The sequence below is a fragment of the Nitrospira sp. ND1 genome (genome assembly GCF_900170025.1).
GTDB lineage: Bacteria > Nitrospirota > Nitrospiria > Nitrospirales > Nitrospiraceae > Nitrospira_A.
Genome location: NZ_FWEX01000006.1, coordinates 725,111 through 745,560, shown reverse-complemented (window position 1 = coordinate 745,560; position 20,450 = coordinate 725,111). Strand labels below are relative to the sequence as shown.

General features: G+C 60.7%; 18 protein-coding genes. 10 read left to right on the top strand and 8 right to left on the bottom strand.

Annotated features, from left to right (window positions below; translation table 11 throughout):
* Nucleotides 1–199 precede the first annotated feature (199 nt).
* Entirely contained in the window at nucleotides 200–1,693 is a 1,494-nt protein-coding gene (locus tag NSND_RS08210) for a CPBP family intramembrane glutamic endopeptidase (RefSeq protein ID WP_080878538.1), read from the top strand.
* Between the two features lie 19 nt (nucleotides 1,694–1,712).
* Here NSND_RS08210 and NSND_RS08205 read toward each other — a convergent pair whose 3' ends face one another.
* Nucleotides 1,713–2,531 (bottom strand): Rossmann-fold NAD(P)-binding domain-containing protein, encoded by an 819-nt coding sequence (locus tag NSND_RS08205; RefSeq protein WP_080878537.1) that lies wholly within the window; start codon nucleotides 2,529–2,531, stop codon nucleotides 1,713–1,715.
* A gap of 101 nt (nucleotides 2,532–2,632) precedes the next feature.
* Here NSND_RS08205 and NSND_RS08200 point away from each other — a divergent pair, with 101 nt between their 5' ends.
* The 5 genes from NSND_RS08200 to NSND_RS08180 all read left to right on the top strand — a co-directional run bounded on the left by NSND_RS08200 (nucleotide 2,633) and on the right by NSND_RS08180 (nucleotide 9,906).
* A complete protein-coding gene (locus NSND_RS08200) occupies nucleotides 2,633–3,775 on the top strand; it encodes a sensor histidine kinase (protein ID WP_080878535.1) in 1,143 nt (380 codons plus the stop codon).
* Nucleotides 3,772–4,416 carry a response regulator gene (locus NSND_RS08195; RefSeq protein ID WP_080878533.1) on the top strand — a complete coding sequence of 215 codons (645 nt, stop codon included), beginning with the start codon at nucleotides 3,772–3,774 and terminating at the stop codon, nucleotides 4,414–4,416. Before NSND_RS08200 ends, NSND_RS08195 begins: the two co-directional genes overlap by 4 nt.
* A gap of 166 nt (nucleotides 4,417–4,582) precedes the next feature.
* Entirely contained in the window at nucleotides 4,583–5,002 is a 420-nt protein-coding gene (locus NSND_RS08190) for a response regulator (RefSeq protein WP_159450699.1), read from the top strand.
* Between the two features lie 49 nt (nucleotides 5,003–5,051).
* On the top strand, nucleotides 5,052–5,252 hold the full coding sequence (locus NSND_RS08185) for a hypothetical protein (protein ID WP_080878530.1): 201 nt from the start codon (nucleotides 5,052–5,054) through the stop codon (nucleotides 5,250–5,252).
* A gap of 217 nt (nucleotides 5,253–5,469) precedes the next feature.
* Entirely contained in the window at nucleotides 5,470–9,906 is a 4,437-nt protein-coding gene (locus NSND_RS08180) for a DEAD/DEAH box helicase (RefSeq protein ID WP_080878529.1), read from the top strand.
* A gap of 29 nt (nucleotides 9,907–9,935) precedes the next feature.
* Here NSND_RS08180 and NSND_RS08175 read toward each other — a convergent pair whose 3' ends face one another.
* Both NSND_RS08175 and NSND_RS08170 read right to left on the bottom strand, forming a co-directional pair.
* Entirely contained in the window at nucleotides 9,936–10,790 is an 855-nt protein-coding gene (locus tag NSND_RS08175) for a universal stress protein (protein WP_080878527.1), read from the bottom strand.
* A 68-nt stretch (nucleotides 10,791–10,858) separates the two neighbouring features.
* Nucleotides 10,859–11,254 carry a DUF3015 family protein gene (locus NSND_RS08170; protein WP_080878525.1) on the bottom strand — a complete coding sequence of 132 codons (396 nt, stop codon included), beginning with the start codon at nucleotides 11,252–11,254 and terminating at the stop codon, nucleotides 10,859–10,861.
* Nucleotides 11,255–11,506: 252 nt separating this feature from the next.
* On the opposite strand from NSND_RS08170, the gene NSND_RS08165 reads away from it, so the two are divergent.
* Entirely contained in the window at nucleotides 11,507–11,947 is a 441-nt protein-coding gene (locus tag NSND_RS08165; RefSeq protein WP_080878524.1) for a DUF3617 domain-containing protein, read from the top strand.
* Between the two features lie 88 nt (nucleotides 11,948–12,035).
* Here NSND_RS08165 and NSND_RS08160 read toward each other — a convergent pair whose 3' ends face one another.
* The 3 genes from NSND_RS08160 to NSND_RS08150 form a co-directional block, all read right to left on the bottom strand.
* Nucleotides 12,036–14,315, bottom strand: a complete 2,280-nt coding sequence (locus NSND_RS08160; protein WP_080878522.1) for a DUF2330 domain-containing protein — start codon at nucleotides 14,313–14,315, stop codon at nucleotides 12,036–12,038.
* A 354-nt stretch (nucleotides 14,316–14,669) separates the two neighbouring features.
* Entirely contained in the window at nucleotides 14,670–15,089 is a 420-nt protein-coding gene (locus tag NSND_RS08155; protein ID WP_080878520.1) for a type VII toxin-antitoxin system HepT family RNase toxin, read from the bottom strand.
* Entirely contained in the window at nucleotides 15,074–15,493 is a 420-nt protein-coding gene (locus NSND_RS08150; protein ID WP_080878519.1) for a type VII toxin-antitoxin system MntA family adenylyltransferase antitoxin, read from the bottom strand. Before NSND_RS08150 ends, NSND_RS08155 begins: the two co-directional genes overlap by 16 nt.
* A 156-nt stretch (nucleotides 15,494–15,649) precedes the next feature.
* Here NSND_RS08150 and NSND_RS08145 point away from each other — a divergent pair, with 156 nt between their 5' ends.
* The 3 genes from NSND_RS08145 (at nucleotide 15,650) to NSND_RS08135 (ending at nucleotide 18,558) form a co-directional block, all read left to right on the top strand.
* Nucleotides 15,650–16,900: an IS256 family transposase gene (locus NSND_RS08145; protein ID WP_080877471.1), complete on the top strand. Its 1,251-nt coding sequence runs from the start codon at nucleotides 15,650–15,652 to the stop codon at nucleotides 16,898–16,900.
* Nucleotides 16,901–17,158: 258 nt separating this feature from the next.
* Nucleotides 17,159–18,154, top strand: coding sequence for an alpha/beta hydrolase (locus NSND_RS08140; protein ID WP_080878517.1), 996 nt, complete (start codon nucleotides 17,159–17,161; stop codon nucleotides 18,152–18,154).
* A 41-nt stretch (nucleotides 18,155–18,195) separates the two neighbouring features.
* Nucleotides 18,196–18,558, top strand: a complete 363-nt coding sequence (locus tag NSND_RS08135) for a hypothetical protein (protein WP_080878516.1) — start codon at nucleotides 18,196–18,198, stop codon at nucleotides 18,556–18,558.
* Between the two features lie 35 nt (nucleotides 18,559–18,593).
* Here NSND_RS08135 and NSND_RS08130 read toward each other — a convergent pair whose 3' ends face one another.
* The gene (locus tag NSND_RS08130) at nucleotides 18,594–19,892 is read right to left on the bottom strand and encodes a hypothetical protein (RefSeq protein WP_080878514.1); all 1,299 of its coding nucleotides are present in this window, start codon (nucleotides 19,890–19,892) and stop codon (nucleotides 18,594–18,596) included.
* 54 nt (nucleotides 19,893–19,946) lie between these two features.
* The gene (locus NSND_RS08125; protein WP_080878513.1) at nucleotides 19,947–20,444 is read right to left on the bottom strand and encodes an RNA polymerase sigma factor; all 498 of its coding nucleotides are present in this window, start codon (nucleotides 20,442–20,444) and stop codon (nucleotides 19,947–19,949) included.
* Nucleotides 20,445–20,450: the final 6 nt, after the last annotated feature.

The window sequence follows — 20,450 nt, the reverse complement described above, 5'->3', positions numbered from 1 at the left end:
GGTTGTCGTTGTTGGTCTCGGGGGTATCACCGTGTAGTTCACGGTCTGTTCCTCAGAGGGGCGTAGTATAACGAAACCGAAGGGGATTCAGCCATGGGATTGTCCGCGGCTCCCGCCTGCGATCTACACTGCGTTGCGCCAGTTTCACCTCTTGAAAGCCGGTGGTATACTCCGGCGCCGATCACGCCCCGGAGGACCTGTGGACGCAGACGAATCAACCGGACCGACATCGCAGACGCCCGCGGCTCCGTTGCCCTGCGTCGGGGCGCCTCCTCCCCCGCATGCTTACGATCCCGGCTTTTCCCGTGCCATCACCTGGTTGTCGGCGGTCGTTCTCAGTGCGTCAATTGCGGTGGTCGCCTGGTTATCGTTCGATGTGCCGCGTGTGGATCGGGTGCCGGATGCCGAGCGAGCGCTCAGTCATATGGTCGGGCGCTTGATGGATCAGGAAGACGGGCTCAAGACCCTGCCGGTCTGGGAACAGTTTCTCTATGAAGCTACGATGGGCAGTGACGCGAACGATCGTGAGCAGGCGATTGAATGGTATCGCGAACTGGCTGAGGAATCATCCGACCCCTCTGTCGATTTGCACCTGGCGATCCTGGAGGCCGAGTCGGGGTACCTTCCGGCTGTGCAGCAGAAAATGGCTCGATGGGTTCGGCAGGGCGAACCGTACCCGACCTTTGCCAGGCTCCTGCAGGCCGGGTACGTGGATCCTCGCGTGCCTCCCGCCTCGGGCTTCGAGCTGCAGGCTTATCTGGCGGAGCAGTCCGTGTCGGGCTGGTTCTACAGCCGCCTGGCCACTCGAATTGCCGAACGAGCAGGAGACCGGCCCTTGCTGGTGACGATTGAGACCTCGTTGCAGCAGCGGGTGGAAGCATTGTTGTGGCGCTCCAGGGCGTTTGCCCTGCTCGAATTGACGCTCATGATCGTGGGGCTGTTCGTGCTGGTGTTGTGGGTCCGGCGGGGGCAAGGCACGGCGATGTTTCGCGTGGGCTCCGCGGAGCTTCCGCCCCTCTGGGCCGGTCGATTGGGCGCGGGGGTGTTGCTGCGCGGTGGTGCCGTCGGTGCGTTGTTGACCGTGGCGTTTCTCTATGTCGCCGGCGATTATCCATCGTTGCGGGTCGTCGCGGTGCCGTTGTCGAATCTGCCCCTGCTGGCCTTGGCCTACTACCATCTGCTTCGGCCTCAGCGGCAGACGTTCTGGCGAGGCTTCGGGCTACGCATCGAACCGCGACACTTGGGACAATTGGGGCTGGCGGTGTTGGCGGTGGTAGCGGCTGGCCTCGTGGGCGAATGGGTGCTGGGCAGGATTGCGGAACCGTTGAATTTGATCAGTCACTGGACCGAGTGGTTCGATGCGGATCTCGTGTGGGGATCGTCACCGACCCTCATGGTCAGCCTGATGGAATACGTGTTCTTTGCGCCCGTCTTTGAAGAACTGGCCTTCCGCGGCTTGTTGTTCGGTGTATTCCGTCGCCGGTTTCAGTGGGGGGTGGCCGCCATGCTGAGCGCGGCGTTGTTTGCGCTCGCCCATGGGTATGGGTTGATCGGATTCCTCAGCGTCTTCTGGAGCGGGGTGATTTGGGCCTGGGCCTATGAACGGACCGGCAGTCTCTGGCCGGGGATGATCGGGCATGCCATTAACAATCTGCTGGTTTGTCTGAGTGTGATGGCCTTGTTACGGGCCTGAGTACCGGTGGTCCTAAGCCTCACAGCCTGATCGGGGGCCGGCTGTCCGCTTCGATCGACTGGAGCGCGTCATAGAATTCCGGGTGCCGGAGCGTATAACCCACGTGTGTCAGGATCTTGTGATTCCGGATGCGTTTGCCTGATTCGCTGCGATCCGCCTGTCGAGCACTCACCACTCCCCACCTGCCGGAGACTTCCGCGCAAATGTCCGCCCAGCGGCGCGGGTGTCCATCGCTCACATTATAGGTGTCTCCGGCCTGTGCTCGTTGCAGCGTCAGGAGACAGAGGTGCGCCAGATCCTCGACATGGATGAGGTTGACGAACTTGTTCGTCGGACCGACGCGTCCTTGCCGGATCCATTCCACGGGGTTTCGATTCGGGCCGTAGATGCCGGCGACGCGTAGAATCATCGCTCCGTGATGCGTACGCAGGTATTCCTCGCCCTGCACGCGGGGAAGGCTGGTATTGATGGGATGGGCTTCGTCGATCCAAGGAGGAAGGTCATCCATGGGGCCGCCTTCCCGGTCATACGCAGAGGTGCTGCCCAGCACCACCAGCCTTCCGGGAGGGCGACAAGAGTGTCGGGCAAATGCCTGGACCTGTTCGAGCGGTGTGGCGGGAAATGTCCAGATTAAGTCTGCGTCAGGAGGAAGTGCGGACCAGGTGCTCGGCTCCGCCAGGTCGAATCGAATGCGTCTTGCCGGCTCGACATCACTCAAATGGCGATCGGGGTGACGGCTGCTGGCCAGGATGGGCAAGGATTGTTGCACGGCCAACTTGTAAATCCAGCGGCCGGTATACCCGGATCCCAGAATGACGAGAGAGCGCGGCGTGGTCATCGGCGCATCATACCTGAACGGCTGATCGGTTTGCTGCGGTCGACTCCGGCTTATTCTGGTTCTGGTCTCCGGCGAGCGACGCATGCTAAGATCCTGCCCCTATGGGACCCTTCAGCGCCAGGCAGGAGGAGACGAGGGAATCGAGCAGGCAATCGGCCGATGACCCGTCGCATCGGCGACAACGTCTCATGGTTGGGGCGGCGGGCCTGCTGGCGTGTCTCTTTTTCATTCTGGATCTCCAGTTGCCGCTCGGAGTGGCGAACGCGGTGCTGTACAGCGCCGTCGTCTTTCTGTCTGCGGCCAGTCAGTACCGATGGCTGCCGATCGGCACAGCCATCACTTGCTCGCTGTTGACCATCATGGCCGCTCCGTTCAGCCCCCGTGTGCCGGGCCTTCCGGCATGGTTTGAGTGGGGCAATCACCTGTTCAGTCTGTTCGGCATCTGGACTCCGGTCATGTTTATCTATCAGCGACGGCGCACGGAGTTATTGCTGAAGGAAGTCAACGAGCGGCTTGAGCAAGGCGTGGAGGCGCGCACAGCGGACCTGGCCGCGAGCCGTCTGGCCTTGGAGCGAAGCGAAGAACAGCTGCATACGTTGACCGGTCGGATTCTGACGGCGCAGGAAGAGGAGCGCCGGCGGATCGCGCAGGATTTACATGATGACGTCAATCAACGGCTCGCCTTGCTGATGTTGGATTTGCAGGCAGTCGACCGGCAGATCGGATCCGCTCCGGCAGAAGCTCAGGATGGTATCCGCAACGCTCTGAAGGGGCTGGAGGAGTTGTCGGACGATGTGCGGTTTATGGCGTATCGATTCCATCCCTCCATCCTGGACGATCTGGGGTTGAAAGCGGCCTTGCAGCGGTTGCTGGATGACTTTTCGAGCCGCACAGGGGTGAAGGCGCTGTTTGTGCACCAACCGCTCGATCACCAACTCGACAAAACCACATCGACCGCCGTGTACCGGGTGATCCAGGAAAGCCTGTCGAATATCGCGCGACATGCCAAGGCCCCCCGGGTGGAGGTGGAGGTGACGGTCGAAGACGAGGGGTTGGTCGTGGTGGTGCGTGACGACGGCAGAGGGTTCGATCAGCGGGCGATCGATCGGGCGGAAGGCGGCTTGGGGTTGTTGAACATGCGAGAACGTTTGCTGGCGGTGCAGGGATCCTGCGAGGTGGAATCTAATCCGGGACGGGGAACGACGGTGTCGATGTATGTGCCGTTGGTGCGGGTGGCGACATGACCCTGCCGCGCGTGCTGCTGGCGGATGATCACACCCTGGTGTTGGAAGGGTTTCGGCGGCTGCTGGATGACCAGTGTGAACTGGTCGGGACTGTCGGGGACGGGCGTGCCCTACTGGAGGCTATTCCGGAGTTGAAGCCGGATATCGTGATTCTCGACATCTCGATGCCGGTGCTGAACGGGATCGATGCGGCCCGTGTCCTGAAGGTCAAGTTTCCTCAGGTCAAAGTAGTCTTTATCACGATGCATGCCGATCCGGCCTATGTGCGGGCGGCCTTCGAGGCCGGCGCCTCCGCCTACCTGCTCAAACGCTGCGTGGGCGAAGAACTGGGGCAGGCGATCCGGGCTGTGCGGAGCGGGAACTTTTATGTGACCCCTCTGGTGACTAAGGATGTGGTGGAAAGTATGTTGCGCGGGATCGACGGCGGGGCGCCGTCCGGTCCTGAACTCACCACCCGTCAGCGCGAAGTGCTGCAATTGCTGGCCGAAGGCCATACGGTGAAGGATATAGCCGGCACGCTCAAAATCTCCCCGCGCACCGTTGAGTTCCATAAAGGCCAGATCATGGAACAGCTCAACCTTCACACTACCGTCGAACTCGTCAAATATGCCTTAGCCCAGGGCTTAACCAGCCAGGCATAGTTGGCTTCCTACCGGTGTCTCCCCTTCCTCTCTTGAGTTACTAGTCAGAATCCAGGTATTTTTTAGCTGAGACGACCAGCGTTATTACGCGTGTGGTTTTTCCTTCACTTGCCTAGTATACGCCTCCCTTCACTAAGCAGTGACTCGTAGGAATATGAGAAGGAAGATGTCACGTCCACGTGTCCTCATCGGCGATTCATCGCGGGCTATGCTGGCCTTTCTGGAGATTCTGCTGGAACCTCAATTCGAGGTTGTGTCTTCTGAAACTGAGGCAGAAGCCATTGTATTGATTGCAAGAAATATCGCACCGGAGTTGGTCATTCTGGATTTCTCCCTCTCGTTTCTCGAAGGACTTGGGGTTGCCCGGCAGCTGTATGAGACGATGCCGAACAGCAAAGTCGTGTTTTTCTCTTCGCATGAAGACCCTGTCTACGTCACGGCCGCGTTCGAGGCAGGCGCTAGGGGATATCTCGTCAAGCATCTCACGGTCGATCTCGGGCATTATCTCGGCCGGGTGCTGCAAGGTGAACGGGTCTGCTGTCCGGATGGTCTTCACACGCGGGTGGCTCGCACGAAAGACACCTGACCGCTTGCTGTCCGGCCATGCGATGGATTCGCGCAAAAGGAGACCGACGATGGTTCGAGTCGTACCGATGTGTGAGTTGTGCCGCCGGGTTCGTGATGAGGGGGCCTCGACCTGGGGGACCAACAGCTGGGTCGATTTTCCCAGTTACCTGGCGCGACATGTCGTGCCGCCCTCTCAGGTGCGGTTTTCAAGGGACTACTGCAGTGAGTGCCGGCTCTCCTACGATATTTTGAAGACCTACGGGGGGTAATGGGGGCAAAGTCATCGCTCGAAACATTCCCTCCGAAGCGTCTAGTGAGCATTATCGGTCGCGTCGTATCCCACCAGTCCTGATCGTCCCGGTTTCTCTGTTCTGAACATCCCCATTGTCGGGATCTCCGCTGCCTCGCCTTCCATTTCCTTAATCCGCATCCGTGGCGGCCTGCGCGATGTGTTGTCGTTTCCTGTTGTGCTACGATGATTCTCTGATGTCTGCCCTGCCGTTTCATCCCATCGTTGCCGAGTGGTTCACGACCCGATTCGCCTCTGCGACGAATGTCCAGATGCAGGCCTGGCCTGCAATTCAATCCGGTCGTGACGTGCTGATCTCAGCGCCGACGGGATCGGGGAAGACCCTCGCGGCCTTTCTCTCCTGCATCGATACTCTCTTTCAGCAGGCGGTACGCTGTGAGCTGCGGGATGAGACGCAGGTGCTCTATGTCTCGCCGCTGAAAGCGCTGAGCAACGATGTGCAGAAAAATCTGCAACAGCCGCTCAGCGAGATCGGGCAGGCCGCGTTGGCTTCCGGCATGTTGCTACCGGAACTGCGGGTGGTCGTGCGTACCGGCGACACGCCCATGACCGAGCGGCAACAGATGCTTCGGCGTCCGCCGCATATTCTGATCACGACTCCCGAATCCCTCTTCATCCTGCTGACGGCGGAAAAAAGCCGGGCGATGTTGATGACCGTGCGCACGGTCATCGTGGATGAAATTCATGCCGTGGCGCCCAATAAACGAGGGGCGCATCTGGCCCTGTCGCTGGAGCGGGTGGCATCGCTCACCGGCGTCGAGGTACAACGCATCGGCCTGTCGGCGACGCAGCGACCCATCGAAACCATTGCGAAGTTTTTGGTGGGAAATAGAAACCCGTCAATCGTCAATGGTCACACGTCATGCGAAGCCGTCAGTCGTAAGCCATTAGCCATCAGCTCTGCGCCGTGCACGATCATCGACGTGGGCCATCGCCGCGATATGGATCTGGCCGTTGAAGTGCCGAAGGATGAACTCGGGGCCGTCGCGACGAATGCGATCTGGAGCGATATCTATGATCGTGTCGCCGCGCTGGTCGAGGCGCATCGCTCCACCCTGGTCTTTGTGAATACGCGGCGGCTGGCTGAGCGGGTCTCGCATTATTTGGAAGAGCGGTTGCGGCATCTTGGGGACGAGGTGGTGGCGGCGCATCACGGCAGTCTGTCGCGAACGATCCGCCTGTCGGCCGAAGATCGATTGAAAACGGGCGCGGTGCGTGTGGTGGTGGCCACGGCATCGTTGGAACTCGGCATCGATGTCGGAACCGTCGATCTCGTGTGCCAGATCGGGTCCCCCCGCTCGATCGCCACCGGACTCCAGCGGATCGGTAGGGCGGGCCATTGGATTCATGCCATTCCCAAGGGCCGTCTCTTTGCCACCACGCGTGACGAATTGATCGAATGTGCCGCCTTGATCCGGGCGATCAGGGCCGGAGTGCTGGACCGCATCGAGGTGCCGCCTGCGCCGCTGGATGTGTTAGCGCAGCAGATCGTGGCCGCCGCGGCGACACAGTCGTGGGATGAGGCGGAGCTCTACGATCTGTGCCGGCGCGCCATGCCTTATCGCGATCTGGATCGGTCGACCTTCGATGCTGTTGTGACGATGCTTGCCGATGGTTACGTGACCAGTCGAGGCCGGGGGCGGGCCTACCTCCATCACGATCGCATCAATCACCACATTCGGGGCCGTCGCGGCGCTCGCCTGGCGGCCATCACCTCAGGCGGTGCGATCTCCGACACGGCTAACTACGCCGTGATTGCGGAGCCGGACGGCACGGTGGTGGGGTCCGTCGACGAGGATTTCGCCGTCGAGAGTCTGGCCGGAGACATCATCCTGCTGGGTAACACGTCCTGGCGGATCAAAGGCGTGGGGACCGGCAAGATGCGGGTCGAGGATGCGCAGGGCGCTCCGCCGACGATTCCGTTCTGGCGCGGGGAGGCGCCGGCGCGTACGGCGGAACTGTCGGCGGAAGTGGCGCGTCTCAAGGCCGACATCGATCATCGACTGACTACCGACCAGGCGCTCTCCATGGCTTCTGCACCGCCCGTGCAGTGGCTCAGGCAGGAATGTGGTCTCGACCAGCGGGGGGCGCAACAGGCGGTCGAATATATCCTGGCTGGCAAGGCGGTGCTGGGGACGGTCCCGACGCAGCAGACCATCGTGGCGGAGCGGTTTTTCGATGAAAGCGGCGGGATGCAGCTGGTCATCCATGCGCCGTTCGGCGGTCGGATCAATCGGGCCTGGGGATTGGCCTTGCGGAAGCGGTTTTGTGTGACCTTCGACTTTGAGTTGCAGGCCGCCGCCACGGATGAAGGCATTGTCCTGTCGTTGGGGGAGAAGCACAGCTTTCCGCTCGAGACGGTGTTTGCGTTCCTGAACGTCAACACGTTGCGGGAGGTGCTCACCCAGGCGGTGCTGCAAGCGCCGATGTTCATGACACGGTGGCGGTGGAACGCTTCGCGGGCCCTGGCCTTGCTCCGGTTTGTCGGAGGGAAGCGGGTGCCCCCGCAGATTCAGCGAATGCGCGCCGAAGATCTCCTTGCGGCGGTGTTTCCCGATGCGATTGCCTGTCAGGATAATTTCCAGGGTGCGCGAACGATCCGGCAGATTCCGGACCATCCGTTGGCGCAGGAGACGATCCGCGATTGTCTGACGGAAGCGATGGATCTCGACGGCTTGATCGCCGTGCTGGAGAAGATCGAGCGCGGCGCGATCGCCTGTCTGGCGGTCGACACCCCGATGCCCTCGGCCTTTTGCCACGAAATTTTGAACGCCAATCCTTATGCCTTCCTCGATGATGCGCCGTTGGAGGAACGCCGGGCCCGTGCGGTGGATATGCGGCGCAGTTTGCCGCCTGAACTGGCGGGTGGCATGGGCGCGCTGGATCAATCGGCCATCGATCAGGTCAGTGAGGAGTCCTGGCCGGTGGTGCGGGACGCGGAGGAATTCCACGATGCGCTGTTGTCGCTGGGCTGGGTGCCCTGTGCGCGCATGCCCGGCTGGGATGTGCTGGTGCCGAAGCTGGCGGCGGCAGGGCGTGTCGCCACGCTCTGGCAGGGTGAGACGAAGCTGGGGTGGCTGGCAGCGGAGTATCGCCATTACGCCGGGTTGCTGTTTCCCGATGCGCGGATCGATCCGGCGACCGGCCCGGTTGATCCGACGGAACAGGTTGAGCAGGAAGAGGTCTTGAACCGGGTGGTGCTGGGATGGATGGAGAGTATCGGGCCAACGACGGCCGGGGAACTGTCGCAGACGCTGCATCTGTCCGAGTCGGACGTTCAGTCCACGTTTCTGCAACTCGAGTCCCAGGGCCATCTGCTCCGTGGCCAATTCCGTCAGGCACTGAGTGCGAGATCTGAAACGAAAGATCCATCGTTTCACCTTTCACCCTTCACTTCTCACGAGTTTTGTCATCGCCGCCTGCTCGCCCGGATTCATCGCTTGACGATCGGGCGGTTGCGCAAAGAAATCGAGCCTGTCACGGCCGCCGAGTTCATGCGTTTCCTGTTTCAGTGGCAACATGCGGCGCCCGGCGCGCGCCTGCACGGAGAAGCCGGGCTTCTTGAAGTCGTCAAACAACTCGGTGGATTCGAGGCAGCCGCCTCGGCCTGGGAATCACAGATCCTGCGCGTTCGCATGGCCAAGTATCAGCCCGAGTGGCTCGATCGGCTCTGTTTGAGTGGGGCGCTGATGTGGGGTCGTCTGACGCCGCATCCCCGCCTGATGCAGGAACTGAATCCTGTCCAGGGACGTCGCGTGATTCCGACCCGGGTCGCACCCGTCGGCATCTTTGCGCGCGAAGATGGGCCGGTCTTGCTGGCGGCCGCCGGTGAGGAGTTGGCGCGTCTGGATCTTTCCGCCCGTTTGAGTGGCTCGGCACAGGCCATTCGAGGTTGCCTGCAGGCGCGGGGCGCGAGTTTTTTCAGCGAGCTGTTGCATGGGACGCGGTTGCTGGCCTCCGAAGTGGAAAACGGGTTGTGGGAACTGGTCGCGGCCGGCCTGGTGACCGCCGACGGGTTCGACAATCTGCGTTCGCTGATCGATCCGAAGCGGCGGTGCGCGGAGGCGTCGGATCGAAGTCGCCGGCCGCGCCATGTGGGTGGACGATGGTCGTTGCTGCGACCGATGGAAAACCATCAGCCATCATCCGACAGCTCTCAGCAGTCGAACTCCGCACCGGCTACGGAGCACCTGGCGCGGCAATTGTTACAGCGGTATGGCGTGGTGTTTCGGGATCTGTTGGGGCGGGAGTCGATGGTTTCATCCTGGCGCGATCTGTTGGTCTGTTACCGGCGGCTCGAATTGATGGGGGAAATTCGCGGGGGGCGATTCGTGAGTGGCTTTACAGGCGAACAGTTTGCGTTGCCCGGTGCATTGGAAGCGCTGCGGGCGCTCAAGAAGCGGCCTGGTGCTGCGACCCAGCAGGACATCAAAATTTCCGCCGCCGATCCGTTGAACCTCGCGGGGCTCATTCTGCCGGGGCCCCGCATTGCCGCGGTGCCGTCGAACTTCGTGGTCTTTCGAGACGGGATGGTCGTTCGTACGGTGACGGGCCGCGAGACGAACGACCGGCAGGTGTCGCCGGTCGTCGAGGTCGGTCGAGTCGGTGGATAGGACGCAGACCCTGTTTCGTGCGGTCCGGATCAGATGAGCTTGGCCGGAATCGCCAGGAGCGGGCAGCGCGCGCCGCGGAGCACGCGTTCCGTGGTGCTGCCGCGCAGCATGTCCAGGAGGCTGTCCTGTGCCTTTGTCGCCATGACAATCAAGTCCACGTCGAACTCCGCGCCTGCCGCCAGAATCCATTCCACCGGATCGCCTTTGCCGAATAACTGATTCCAGGACCAGTCTGCTTTTTGAGGCAGTTCCAGCGCGTTGACGTCCGGTTCTTTCCCCGCATGAACCAGGGTCAGCGTGACGGGTGGGGCGCTCAGTTCCGAGATCAGCGCGCTTGCGGCATCGATGGCGGGCTGGGAAGGCGGCTGGATGGAAATGGGCAGGAGCAGGCGCTGGAGCGAGGTCTGGCCTGTCTCCCTGGAAACAAATCCTTCCACGTGTGACGGGACAAACAGCGTCTTCACCTGCATTTCACGGGAGACCGGTTCCGCGAGCGCGTGATGCACCCACCGGGCGAATCCCTCGTGCTGATGCGTGGCCAGCACCATCAGATCCGTCGGCGATGCCGTCAGATGATGAATGATAGCCTGTTTGGCATCGGAGGCCAAGGCGCGCACTTTCCTGATCCGGATGCCCAGTTTGGTCACATCGCCCTTGGAGCTGGATTCCGGCAGCAGTCCCCACTGAGCCAGGGTCGGGCGAATACGGGGGAAGTCTTCGAATCCCTCCGGAGAGACGGCCGGGTCCACATGCATGATCGTCAGCTCGGCACGAAACACCAGCGCCAGCTTGAGTGCATGGGCGAAGGCCACCTGGCTGTCCTGCGAAAAATCTGTGGGGTGGAAGATCCGATGAATCGTGAACGGGGGGTGCAACGCATTCATGTCGATGTCGAACTCCAGTGAGGTGCTGTGATCGTCACTGCTGCCGGCTCGCCGCCCGGCGGGAACGGCTAGCGCAGCGCGGATTGCAGATCGTTCACCAAGTCGGTGGTCGAGGTGCTTCCGGTTCGGCTCCAGCGGCTGAATGAGTCTTGCGCGAACGGTTGAAATACCGAGGCGTCGGAGGCGCCCATGAGGCGGTCCAGCGAGGCCAGGTACTCGCCCTGTCCGCGGGCCGCGTCGGATTGAAGATTGTCCGCATTGTAGGCGGTGAAAGCCGCAACCTTGTGTTCGGGTTTCAGCAGGCCGTCTTCGTTCCACCAGATGCGTCCGGATGTGGTCCCGGTAATGTTCGAGGTCGTGTCCGTCGTTTCCTTGAAGGTGGCTTTGAAGGAGCAGGCCGAGAGCAGCAAGACGAGAGCGAGCCCTCCGAATGCGGCGACGATCGGGCGATGATTGGCAATCATGCGTAGACTCCTTTCGGGAGGCGAACAGAATCGTGTCGCGACTATATCATAGTGGAGGCCAAATTGAGCAGGTGAGAGATCGGGTATGCTCGTGCAAGTCCGGATCGTTCGCGGGCCGTCACCGTTGACAATAACGCGGAGCATGAGCACAATCGTCAAGGCCTTGATGGGGCAGAACTTCGGGCGAGGCGGTCTGGGGGGAACAGCGGACTCAGGGGCCGGCGCACCCCGGGAAGATGAGGAGGCTTGAAGATGAAGACACGCGTGTTGCTGTATGGGCTTGTCGGCGTCACCCTCGGTGTTGCGCCGGTGCGGGCGGAGTCGGTTCCGATGAAGCCAGGCGAATATCAAGTGACGGCGGTGACGGATGCCAGCAACGGCGAGGCAGGGAAACCGGACACCCGCACTCGCTGTGTGAGGGAGGAGCATCTCGCCAATCCGGATGCCGTCTTTAATTACTATGCCTTGAACGGGTTTCAGCCCAACCCGTCCAGCAAGGTGGTGAATGTGTCGATGCACGGCGGGAAGGTCAGTTACGATATCGAAGGCGTCTACGCGGTCACTCGCGTGGAGGGGACGGTGTCTCCCACCGGGTTTTCCGTGGTCCGCAAAGCGACGCCCAAGGGCGATCATGCGCTGTCGGTGACCATGAAAGTCGACGCGAAACGAACCGGGGATTGTCCCGGCAAGTGATGCCGTTCAGGTTGCGCGTAGAAGCTACGATATGCCTGTCGATGCGGAGGCCGGGTTGTCCCGGCCTCCTGCGTTTCGCCTCTTCCCGCTAGTTCGTCCACAAGCGCTGATACCATTTCTTCTCCTCGCCGGCAGGCACCGAGGCGATGTTCATCGTTTTGCGAATGTCACCGATGTTCCAACCCGTCAGTGACGCCAGCGTTTGCGCCTCCCGCTCATATCGCTCCCGCAGTTGATGCCGGTACGCCGTGGCGGCGGCGCATTCATCGGTTCCAGTCCAGGGATGGCGCAGGATATAACGCGCTTGAAAATTACTGTGACCCGAGGTCTCCTGGAACATCAGGTCTTCAGGGAAATGCGCGGCATCGTAGCGCACGTGCAGCCGGGTGAGGAACACGTTCTGGGCCATCGGTATGCCCTTGCCCATCCGCCCGTGTCCATCCTGCCAGAAGACGCCCACACTGCGGAGTTCATCGGCGCTGAGCGGATTGGCCGCGCAGGGGTCGCACCAGTTCATATCCCAGGCATACTCCATGAACAGGCCGCGCTCGTTTTCCCGTTTGACCTGTTGCGTGAACAGGTCGCGATAGAAGTCGCCGAACTTGTCTTTCACGTAGAGCGGAATTTCCTGTGCCTCAGGGAGTCGCACGGTTCGGTAGTTCGTCGTCTCTACCCGGCCCTGCTTCGTCAGGAAATAGATAAACAGCTCTTGTGCGCCATCGGCGTTCACCGTGCCGAGCCGGATCGGCAACATGAACTTCCGCGATTCGAATGCAATCTGAAGCGGTCGGAGGTGCGTCAAGCCGAGCTTCGTCTGCTCGCCCAGATTCACCTTGGCGACGAAAAATTTCATGCCCTGTTTGAGATAGCTATTGAGGACGGCCGACGCTCCGTTCGGGATGCGATAGCCGTTCTCGGTCAGCCAGCTTTCGAGCCCGTTGCTCTCCTTGGCCGAGAGAATCAGGATGTCGTACTCCCCGACCGTGTATTGAGCTTCGACCGTGACCCCTAAGGCCTTGTCACGCTCACGGGCCGGTGCTGCAGCCGGGGCCATGCTCTTCATCGCATCCATGCTCCTACGCTCCATGAGTTCATAACGCAGGCAGGGGTTCTCGTCGAAGTATTCGACCAGTCTCGGCGCCGAGTAGTCGGCCAGATGTTTCAGTACCGCCGGATCGCCGACATGGATCTGCTCCTTCTCCAGGATGGTCGGCACCGGAACCACCAGCGCAAACTCCTTCACATCTCCTTTGAAATCGTTCGCCATGGTGATCACGGTTTTGTTGTCGTGGCGGGCGATGGCCACTTCAGAGGCCTTGTTGAACAGGCTGGTGTCGGCCTTGCCGACGTAGAAACCGCAAAAGGCCGAGGCCTCGCCGCTCCATGCGAGCAGGCCGAGGGCGAATAACAATGAAGGCACGATGGTACGTCTCATAAGAACCTCCTTGGTTGGTGACACGAGAGGCACGGGAACAGACTGGTGACGAGTAGCGGCTGGCGGTTGGGCATTAATGTGTAACGACGAGTTTGGTGACGCGCTACCAGTCGATGGCCTGGTCCAAACGTAACGAGCACCGGGAAACAGATGGTCGAGTAGTGGGACGAGTGGTGTGCAGGCGATCAGCCCCCACAGCGGCCCATTCGGGCGGAACAATCCGAACTGGACGTAAAGCGTGGCGAGGGCAACGCAGAGGGCATAGACGATTCGCCCGGCGCGGGAGTCGGGTGTGGTTTTGGGATCGGAGATCATGAAGAAGGCAAAGATCAGCAGCGCGCCGCTTTCGATTTGGTGAAACGGAATCGTGAGTGGATCGCCGAGCCACAGGGCCCGTGCAAAGAGGAGACTGACGTAGACGGCGAGAAAGGCGAAGGTCACATCCGCCCGCGCCGCCCGGGTCACGACGAGACTGCCGAGGCAGGCGATGAGAAAACCGAACCAGGCGACCTGGCCCCATTGTCCAGGTGAGATCCAGCCCATCCCGCTCGCGAGCGCGATGGCCAACGCCAGGTTGGTCGGATTGACCAGATGTTTGTCGTTCCAGCGGAACACGAACTTGCTGCCGATGGCTACGACTGAGGCCAATGCTGCGATCGCGAGGTGATCGGTGCGGAGGAGGATGCAGAGCGACAGGGAAGAGATGAGGGCGCTCTTAGGATCAAAGCATGGAAGCTTGGCGTAACGCGTCCCGGCATATTGAGTGAGCAACGCTGTTCCGATCGTGACGGCGATCTGCCAGAGGCTCAGGTCGAAGTGGAGCCAGAAGAGACCGTACGCCAGCAACGTTCCCAGACTGGCGATGTGATAGAGGCGGGGATCGCGCCGGTTCGCCGATGGGTTCGATTGGAATCTGCTTTCGGTGTGCTCCATGTGTCCTCCCTTCACAGGAGGATATGGGGCGAAGGGAGGAATCCTTTCAGAGGGGAGGGGCGAGGCGGCGGACCCAGGCTCTGTGCTCGCGGAACGCGCGCCCTAGGAAGGACCTCGCTCGACGCGCGCAGTAGACCTAGGCCCGCCACCTCGCGGGAGCTGGGAGCTGGGGGAAGGTCGTAAGGATTGGAGCAGTCTGCTGTCTTTCTTGCTCGCAGAACGCGCAGTGCAGGGCCACCTGGCCACTACCTCGAATAGCCTTTTCAGGGACCGTTTGGCTGCGTGCCCATCTCTTCCAGGCAAGCTGGGGAGGGCGGGCGTTGATCGGAGATTCAGTGAGGAAAGATCGAGAGGCTATGACGCAGAAAGGCGCTTGGCGACTGCTTGAGCGAATTGCTTGAAGTCGTCGAGGTGATGTCGGGAAATTTGGAACACGATGCTCCAGTCGATCGCCTGATAGCTATGCACAGCGATGTTTCTGAATCCAACGGCTTTCTTGAGGCGTTGGGCCAGGGCAGGGCTGATGATCTGTAGATGGTCGAGAATCTCAAAGTGCTCCGCCATTGTGGAGGGAGCAGGGGCGTCGGACTCGGCGATCAGGTGGGCCGCTAGGTCGACAGAGGTTTGAACCGCGCGCTGAAGATTGAGCGCGATGATGTCCTGCAAGTCTGGATCGTGGATCAACTGGTCGGCGGACGCCGGCGTTTTCTCGGCGATTCGGTCAACGCAACGCCGCAGCGATTCGAGTTTGGCCTCGACTATATTCCGATCCATGCCTGCCTTCTCTCCGAGAGGATTCGGCGATAGTAGGGCATGACGTCGGCCTCGTCATAGGCCACGCGCCGCAACAGTTCGGCATAGAGCGTCCGGTTCTTACACAGAACCATGCGCCCCCTCGTCACAATCTGTTGCAACAAGGGTCCGTGTGCCTGAGCGAGGTCGATGAGATCGACCGGACGACCGATTGCGACGGCGAGATCTTCGATGAGTTCAATTTTGGTTTGTGGGGTGAGCGGAGTGACGGTTGCTACTGCGAGATCGAGGTCGCTCCCCATTCGTCCCTGCCCGGCTGCGAGCGAACCAAACAGGAAGGCCATTTCAACGGAGGGATGCCTGGACAAGATGTCCTTCAGCTTCAGGTCGATATCGCCCAATGGTTGTGGCTCAGTAGACTTCATGGTTGGTTCGTTCCTCATCTTTGAGTATCACGAATGGGACAAAGTGGCAAGAACAGGGCGGGCCTGGGCACTGCCACAGCGGCCACGGTTGACGAATAGCGGGGGACTTGTCCGAAATTTTGTGTGTGAGGCATAGTGTGGCTGAAAGGAGCCTCGATGCCTCGCAAGACGAACACGACGAAGGACCTCGCCCCGGCGCTGCCGGTAAGCCAGGAATTGTTGGACCAGTTGGTGCCTGGGCCGCTGACGCCGGCACAATTTGAGACTCTGTTCCGGGGCCTGAAGAAGGCGGTGCTGGAGCGTGCCCTGGGGGCGGAGCTGACGCATCACCTGGGGACGGAGCAGGCCCCCGGCGCGCCCCGTGGCAACCACCGCAACGGCACGACGCCGAAGACCGTACTCACCGACGAGGGGGCAGTGCGGCTCGAGGTGCCGCGGGATCGGAGCGGGACCTTCGAGCCGCAGTTAATCGGCAAACACGAGCGGCGCTTCACGGGCTTTGATGACAAGATCATCGCCTTGTATGCTCGGGGGATGACCGTCCGGGAGATCCAGGGCTACCTGTCCGAGATGTATGCGGTGGAGGTCTCGCCCGACTTCATCAGCACCGTGAGCGAGGCCGTGCTGGCCGAGGTGACGGCCTGGCAGAGTCGGCCCCTGGAGCCGCTGTACCCCGTCGTGTTCTTCGATGCGTTGCGGGTGAAGATCCGTGAAGACGCGGTGGTGCGGAACAAGGCGGTGTATCTCGCGCTGGGCGTGCGCGCCGATGGGACGCGGGAGATCCTGGGGCTGTGGATCGAGCAGACCGAAGGGGCAAAGTTCTGGCTGAAGGTGTTCAACGAGCTGCGCACCCGTGGGGTCATGGACGTGCTCATCGCGGTGGTGGATGGTTTAAAGGGGCTCGCCGAGGCGATTGGCACGGTGTTTCCACAGACCACCGTGCAAACCTGCATCGTGCACCTGATCCGCAATTCACTGGACTACGTGAGCTGGAAGGACCGCCAGGCGGTGGCCGCCGCAATCCGGCCGATCTACACCGCGCCGACCGAGGCGGCGGCTCACGCCGCGCTGGACGCGTTCGAGGCCGGTCCGTGGGGGACCAAGTATGCGCCCATTCGCGGCCTGTGGCGACGGGCCTGGAACCACGTGACGCCCTTCTTTGCGTTCCCCCCGGAGGTGCGGCGGATCCTCTACACGACCAATGCCATTGAGTCGGTGCACATGCGGCTGCGCAAGATCATCAAGACGCGCGGTCACTTCCCGACCGACGAAGCGGCGACCAAATTGCTGTGGCTGGCGCTGCGCAATATTACGGCCGGCTGGAGCCGGGCGACGCGGGACTGGAAGGCGGCGATGAATCAATTCGCCATCCTGTATGCAGAGCGGTTCAATCCGAGTGTGGCGTGAAACTAACCCGCCTCACACACAGAAAATCTGACAGGCCCATCTACCGAGTTTTCCCTGCCTTGCCTATTTCATCCGTCCTGCTAGAATCCCCGCGCCGATGACAGGTTTGATTCCCATGTGCGGCGCAATCTGTAACGTGCGCTGCCGGCGATAGAACTGTACTACTCAGAATGCTGCAGGCCGACATCAGCGGCGGCTGCCCGACGGTAGCTTGCGCATCAGGCTATGCCGATCACCGTTCACCAAGGAGACCTCACCATGCTCTTCATCACTAGTCGAATGCCGACGGTCAACACCGAGCCTGAACTGAATCCGAACTTCGTCTTCGATCTTCGAAACAATTCGTCGAGTCGTGGATTCTTCTGCTGCAACAGGAACAAGAACGGCGCGATTGAAGAAATCGGCAGCAAGAATTTTTTGACGGCCATCAAAGAGTCCCAATATCGTCAGGTGATCATCTATATCCACGGCTTCTCGAATCTTCCCGAGGATGTCTTCAACGACGCAGAGGAGTTTCAATCCCTTTGCAACAAGGAGAAGAACGGGGAGTTGCTCGTGGTCCCCATCATCTGGCCTTGCGATAACGATCTGGGCCTCGTCAAAGACTATTGGGACGATCAGAAGGCGGCGGATCAAAGCGCCTTTGCCTTCGCCCGCATGTTTCAGAAATTCATGGAGTGGAGGAATTCATCCGACGCGAATCCCGACGAGGATCCCTGCCTCAAGCGGATCAATGTCCTGGCGCACTCCATGGGCAATCGCGTACTTCGTCAGACGTTAAGCCTCTGGCAGAAGTACGATCAACCGGGGGGATTGCCGCTCCTGTTTCGAAATACCTTTCTGATCGCCGCGGATATCTTGAACGAGTCTCTGCACAAGGGCGAGGCTGGCGAGCCGATCAGTCATGCCTCGCGCAACGTGGTGGTCTATTACGCCTCGGACGACCTGGCGCTTCGGGCAAGCAAGGTCTCGAATCTCAAGAACGCCGAAGCCTCTCGCCGTCTCGGGCACACCGGCCCGGAAGACATGGATCTGACACCCAAGAACGTCTATGCCATCGACTGCGATGACGTCAACACGGTGTACGATCCCCCGAAAGGCCATTCGTATTTCAGATCCGGAAGGAGAAAAGGTCAGCCCGGCGTGGTGTTCGACCATATCTTTGAAACGGTCCTGACCGGCCGAGTGTTTCCGAACGATGAGTCCAGGAAGTCGAGTATTTTGGAATTACCCCGATCGAGGTCCAAGGCCTGATCTGGATCCCTGGGCCGGGAGACGGCCGTATAATCCATCCCATGCTTGAGTTGCTCCTTGTCCTCGCGACTGTCATCGGCATCGCACTGATCGGCCTGGTGACGGTCGCGATGACACCACCGCTCATGGTCGAACTGGGATTGTGGGGGCTGGCTGCCGGGCTCTTCATCGGTATCCCGACCGGCTGGTGGTATCACGTCGTGCTCTACCGGACATTGACCGCACGCATGGCGCTTCCGCGTCGCTGGTGGGGAAGGCCGGTGGAGTTGCATCCATTGCTGGCGCCTGACGAATATCAGAGCGTACGTCCCTGGTTTATCGCGGGTGCGCTAGGGTTTTTTCTGTGCCTTGCCGGAGGGGTGGCGGCGATCTCAGGATTGTTGGTGCTCCGGTTTTATCCCTGATAGCGGTGGCTCGCCGAGGTGAGGGCTCTTTCGGGTTACTGACTAATCGGAATGTCGACGGCGAGCTGGGCCATGGGTGACGCTTCCGGGTTCACGACGTAGGTCGCCTGCTCCTGTGCACCGGACGTGTCGGCTGGAGAAACCGATTCAATAATGAGGTTCGCCGAGAACCGGTCCAGCATGCCGACTTCCTGCATGGTCAGTGGTCCGAACGGTTTCGGTGACAGACGGATCGTCAGCGCCAGTAAGCCATTCTCCGCCGGGGGAGGCAATGGAATCTCGCTTCGTTTCCCCGCCAGCAGCTTGAGAGAGATCTTGCCCGTCTCCTGTGGTGGCCACCACAGTCTGGTACCGGCAGAGCCGAGATTTTGAAGGATTTGCAGATACGCATCCTGACTGGTCTCCACCGTGATGCGCATCGGCTCTTTGCTTGCGCCGGCGGTTGCTGCATTCACTTCCTGGCTTTGCCCGTCGGGCCCCCTTGTCACAAAGCTGTAGCGCAACCCCAGCGGCTTCACTTGGCCGAGCTGTTTGGCCTGTTTGCTCTCTTGCGCGAGACTGCCTGTATCGGCACGGGGGGACGGTTCGCCATAGAAGAGGGCGCGGGCACTTTTCTTCGGGGCGGCGACACTTGCAGCCGGCGCTACCGCTGGGGCTGGAGTAGCAGGCGGGGCCTGAACTCCGGTCGAGAGTTTCTTGTCCGCCAATGCGGTCGCTGGTTCCGCTATCTTGCCCGCTGCCGTGAGGGGAGCGTGGGCCTGTTTCCGAGATTCATCTCGCTCGCGTAGCGGCACGGCATTGTCGCGTGCAGCTTTGGCGGCAGGGTATTGTTCCTCCGTCGTCGGCGTGGATCGTTCTCGCTTGGTCGGTTCGACCGGTGCTTTCGCTTTGAACCGTGATTTCGCATCGGGCGATTGGGGTGAGTCGGCCGATTGAGGAGCCTGGACTGACGGCCTGGCCTGCTTCGCGTCTTCGGTCGTGACCGATTGGGCGGCTCGATCGAGACTCTCCTGATAGATTCTGGTCCCGAATGCGAGCGCGAAGATCACTGCGGCGAGACCACCCGCGAAGGCGAGCCCGGCCGGTCGCTTGAACCATGCCCACCAGGGAAGCGATCCACCGGCTTCGGCTGTGTTGGGCCGCTTCAGAGCCTCCAGCAGCTTCCGACGCACGGCGGGATCGGACAGCAATTCTTTCAGCGCCTGTTCATCCGCCAGGGCGTTGAATAATTGCTGATCCTGCAGGGAGGCTGTGTAGAGTTGCGAGCGCTCCTCCGGCGTCAGCGTATTCGCTGCGAATCCACCGAGCAATTTTTCGAGATCGTGTTCAGGCATGTCTGTTACTGCGTAATACGTGAAACGTAAGACGTGAAATGAGGGCCGACATCATCATTCCCACGTGCCGCCCATCAAACTCAACAACTGTTTTCGGCAGCGGAGATCCCAGGTGTAAATGGTGTTGATCGAATGCTGTCCCATGCGCGTTTGAATCTCCGGGAAACTGTGTCCTTCCAATTTCAATGTGAGGAGGTCGCGGCAGCGATCCCCGAGCTGAGCCACGGCGGCTAACAGTCGATCGACACGCTGCTTCTGATCCAATAGTGTCGCCGGATCGTCACCGGGATTAGCCAACGGCAGCTCATCGACCGATTCCTGATTGTATTCGCCCCGGCGCAGTGACTTGCGATGGGCATCCAGCATTTTGAACCGGAGCACCTGAAAGGCCAGGGGGACCAGTTCGGTCAGTTCGGTGACGCGGGCATACTTTTCATGCAACAGGACCAACACCTCCTGCGTGAGATCTTCGGCGAGATCCTTCGATACACGTGATGTCGCGAAGGCCAGAATCCTTTCGCGCAGGCTGGTGAGTATCTCGTCTCGCGTCATGGCAAG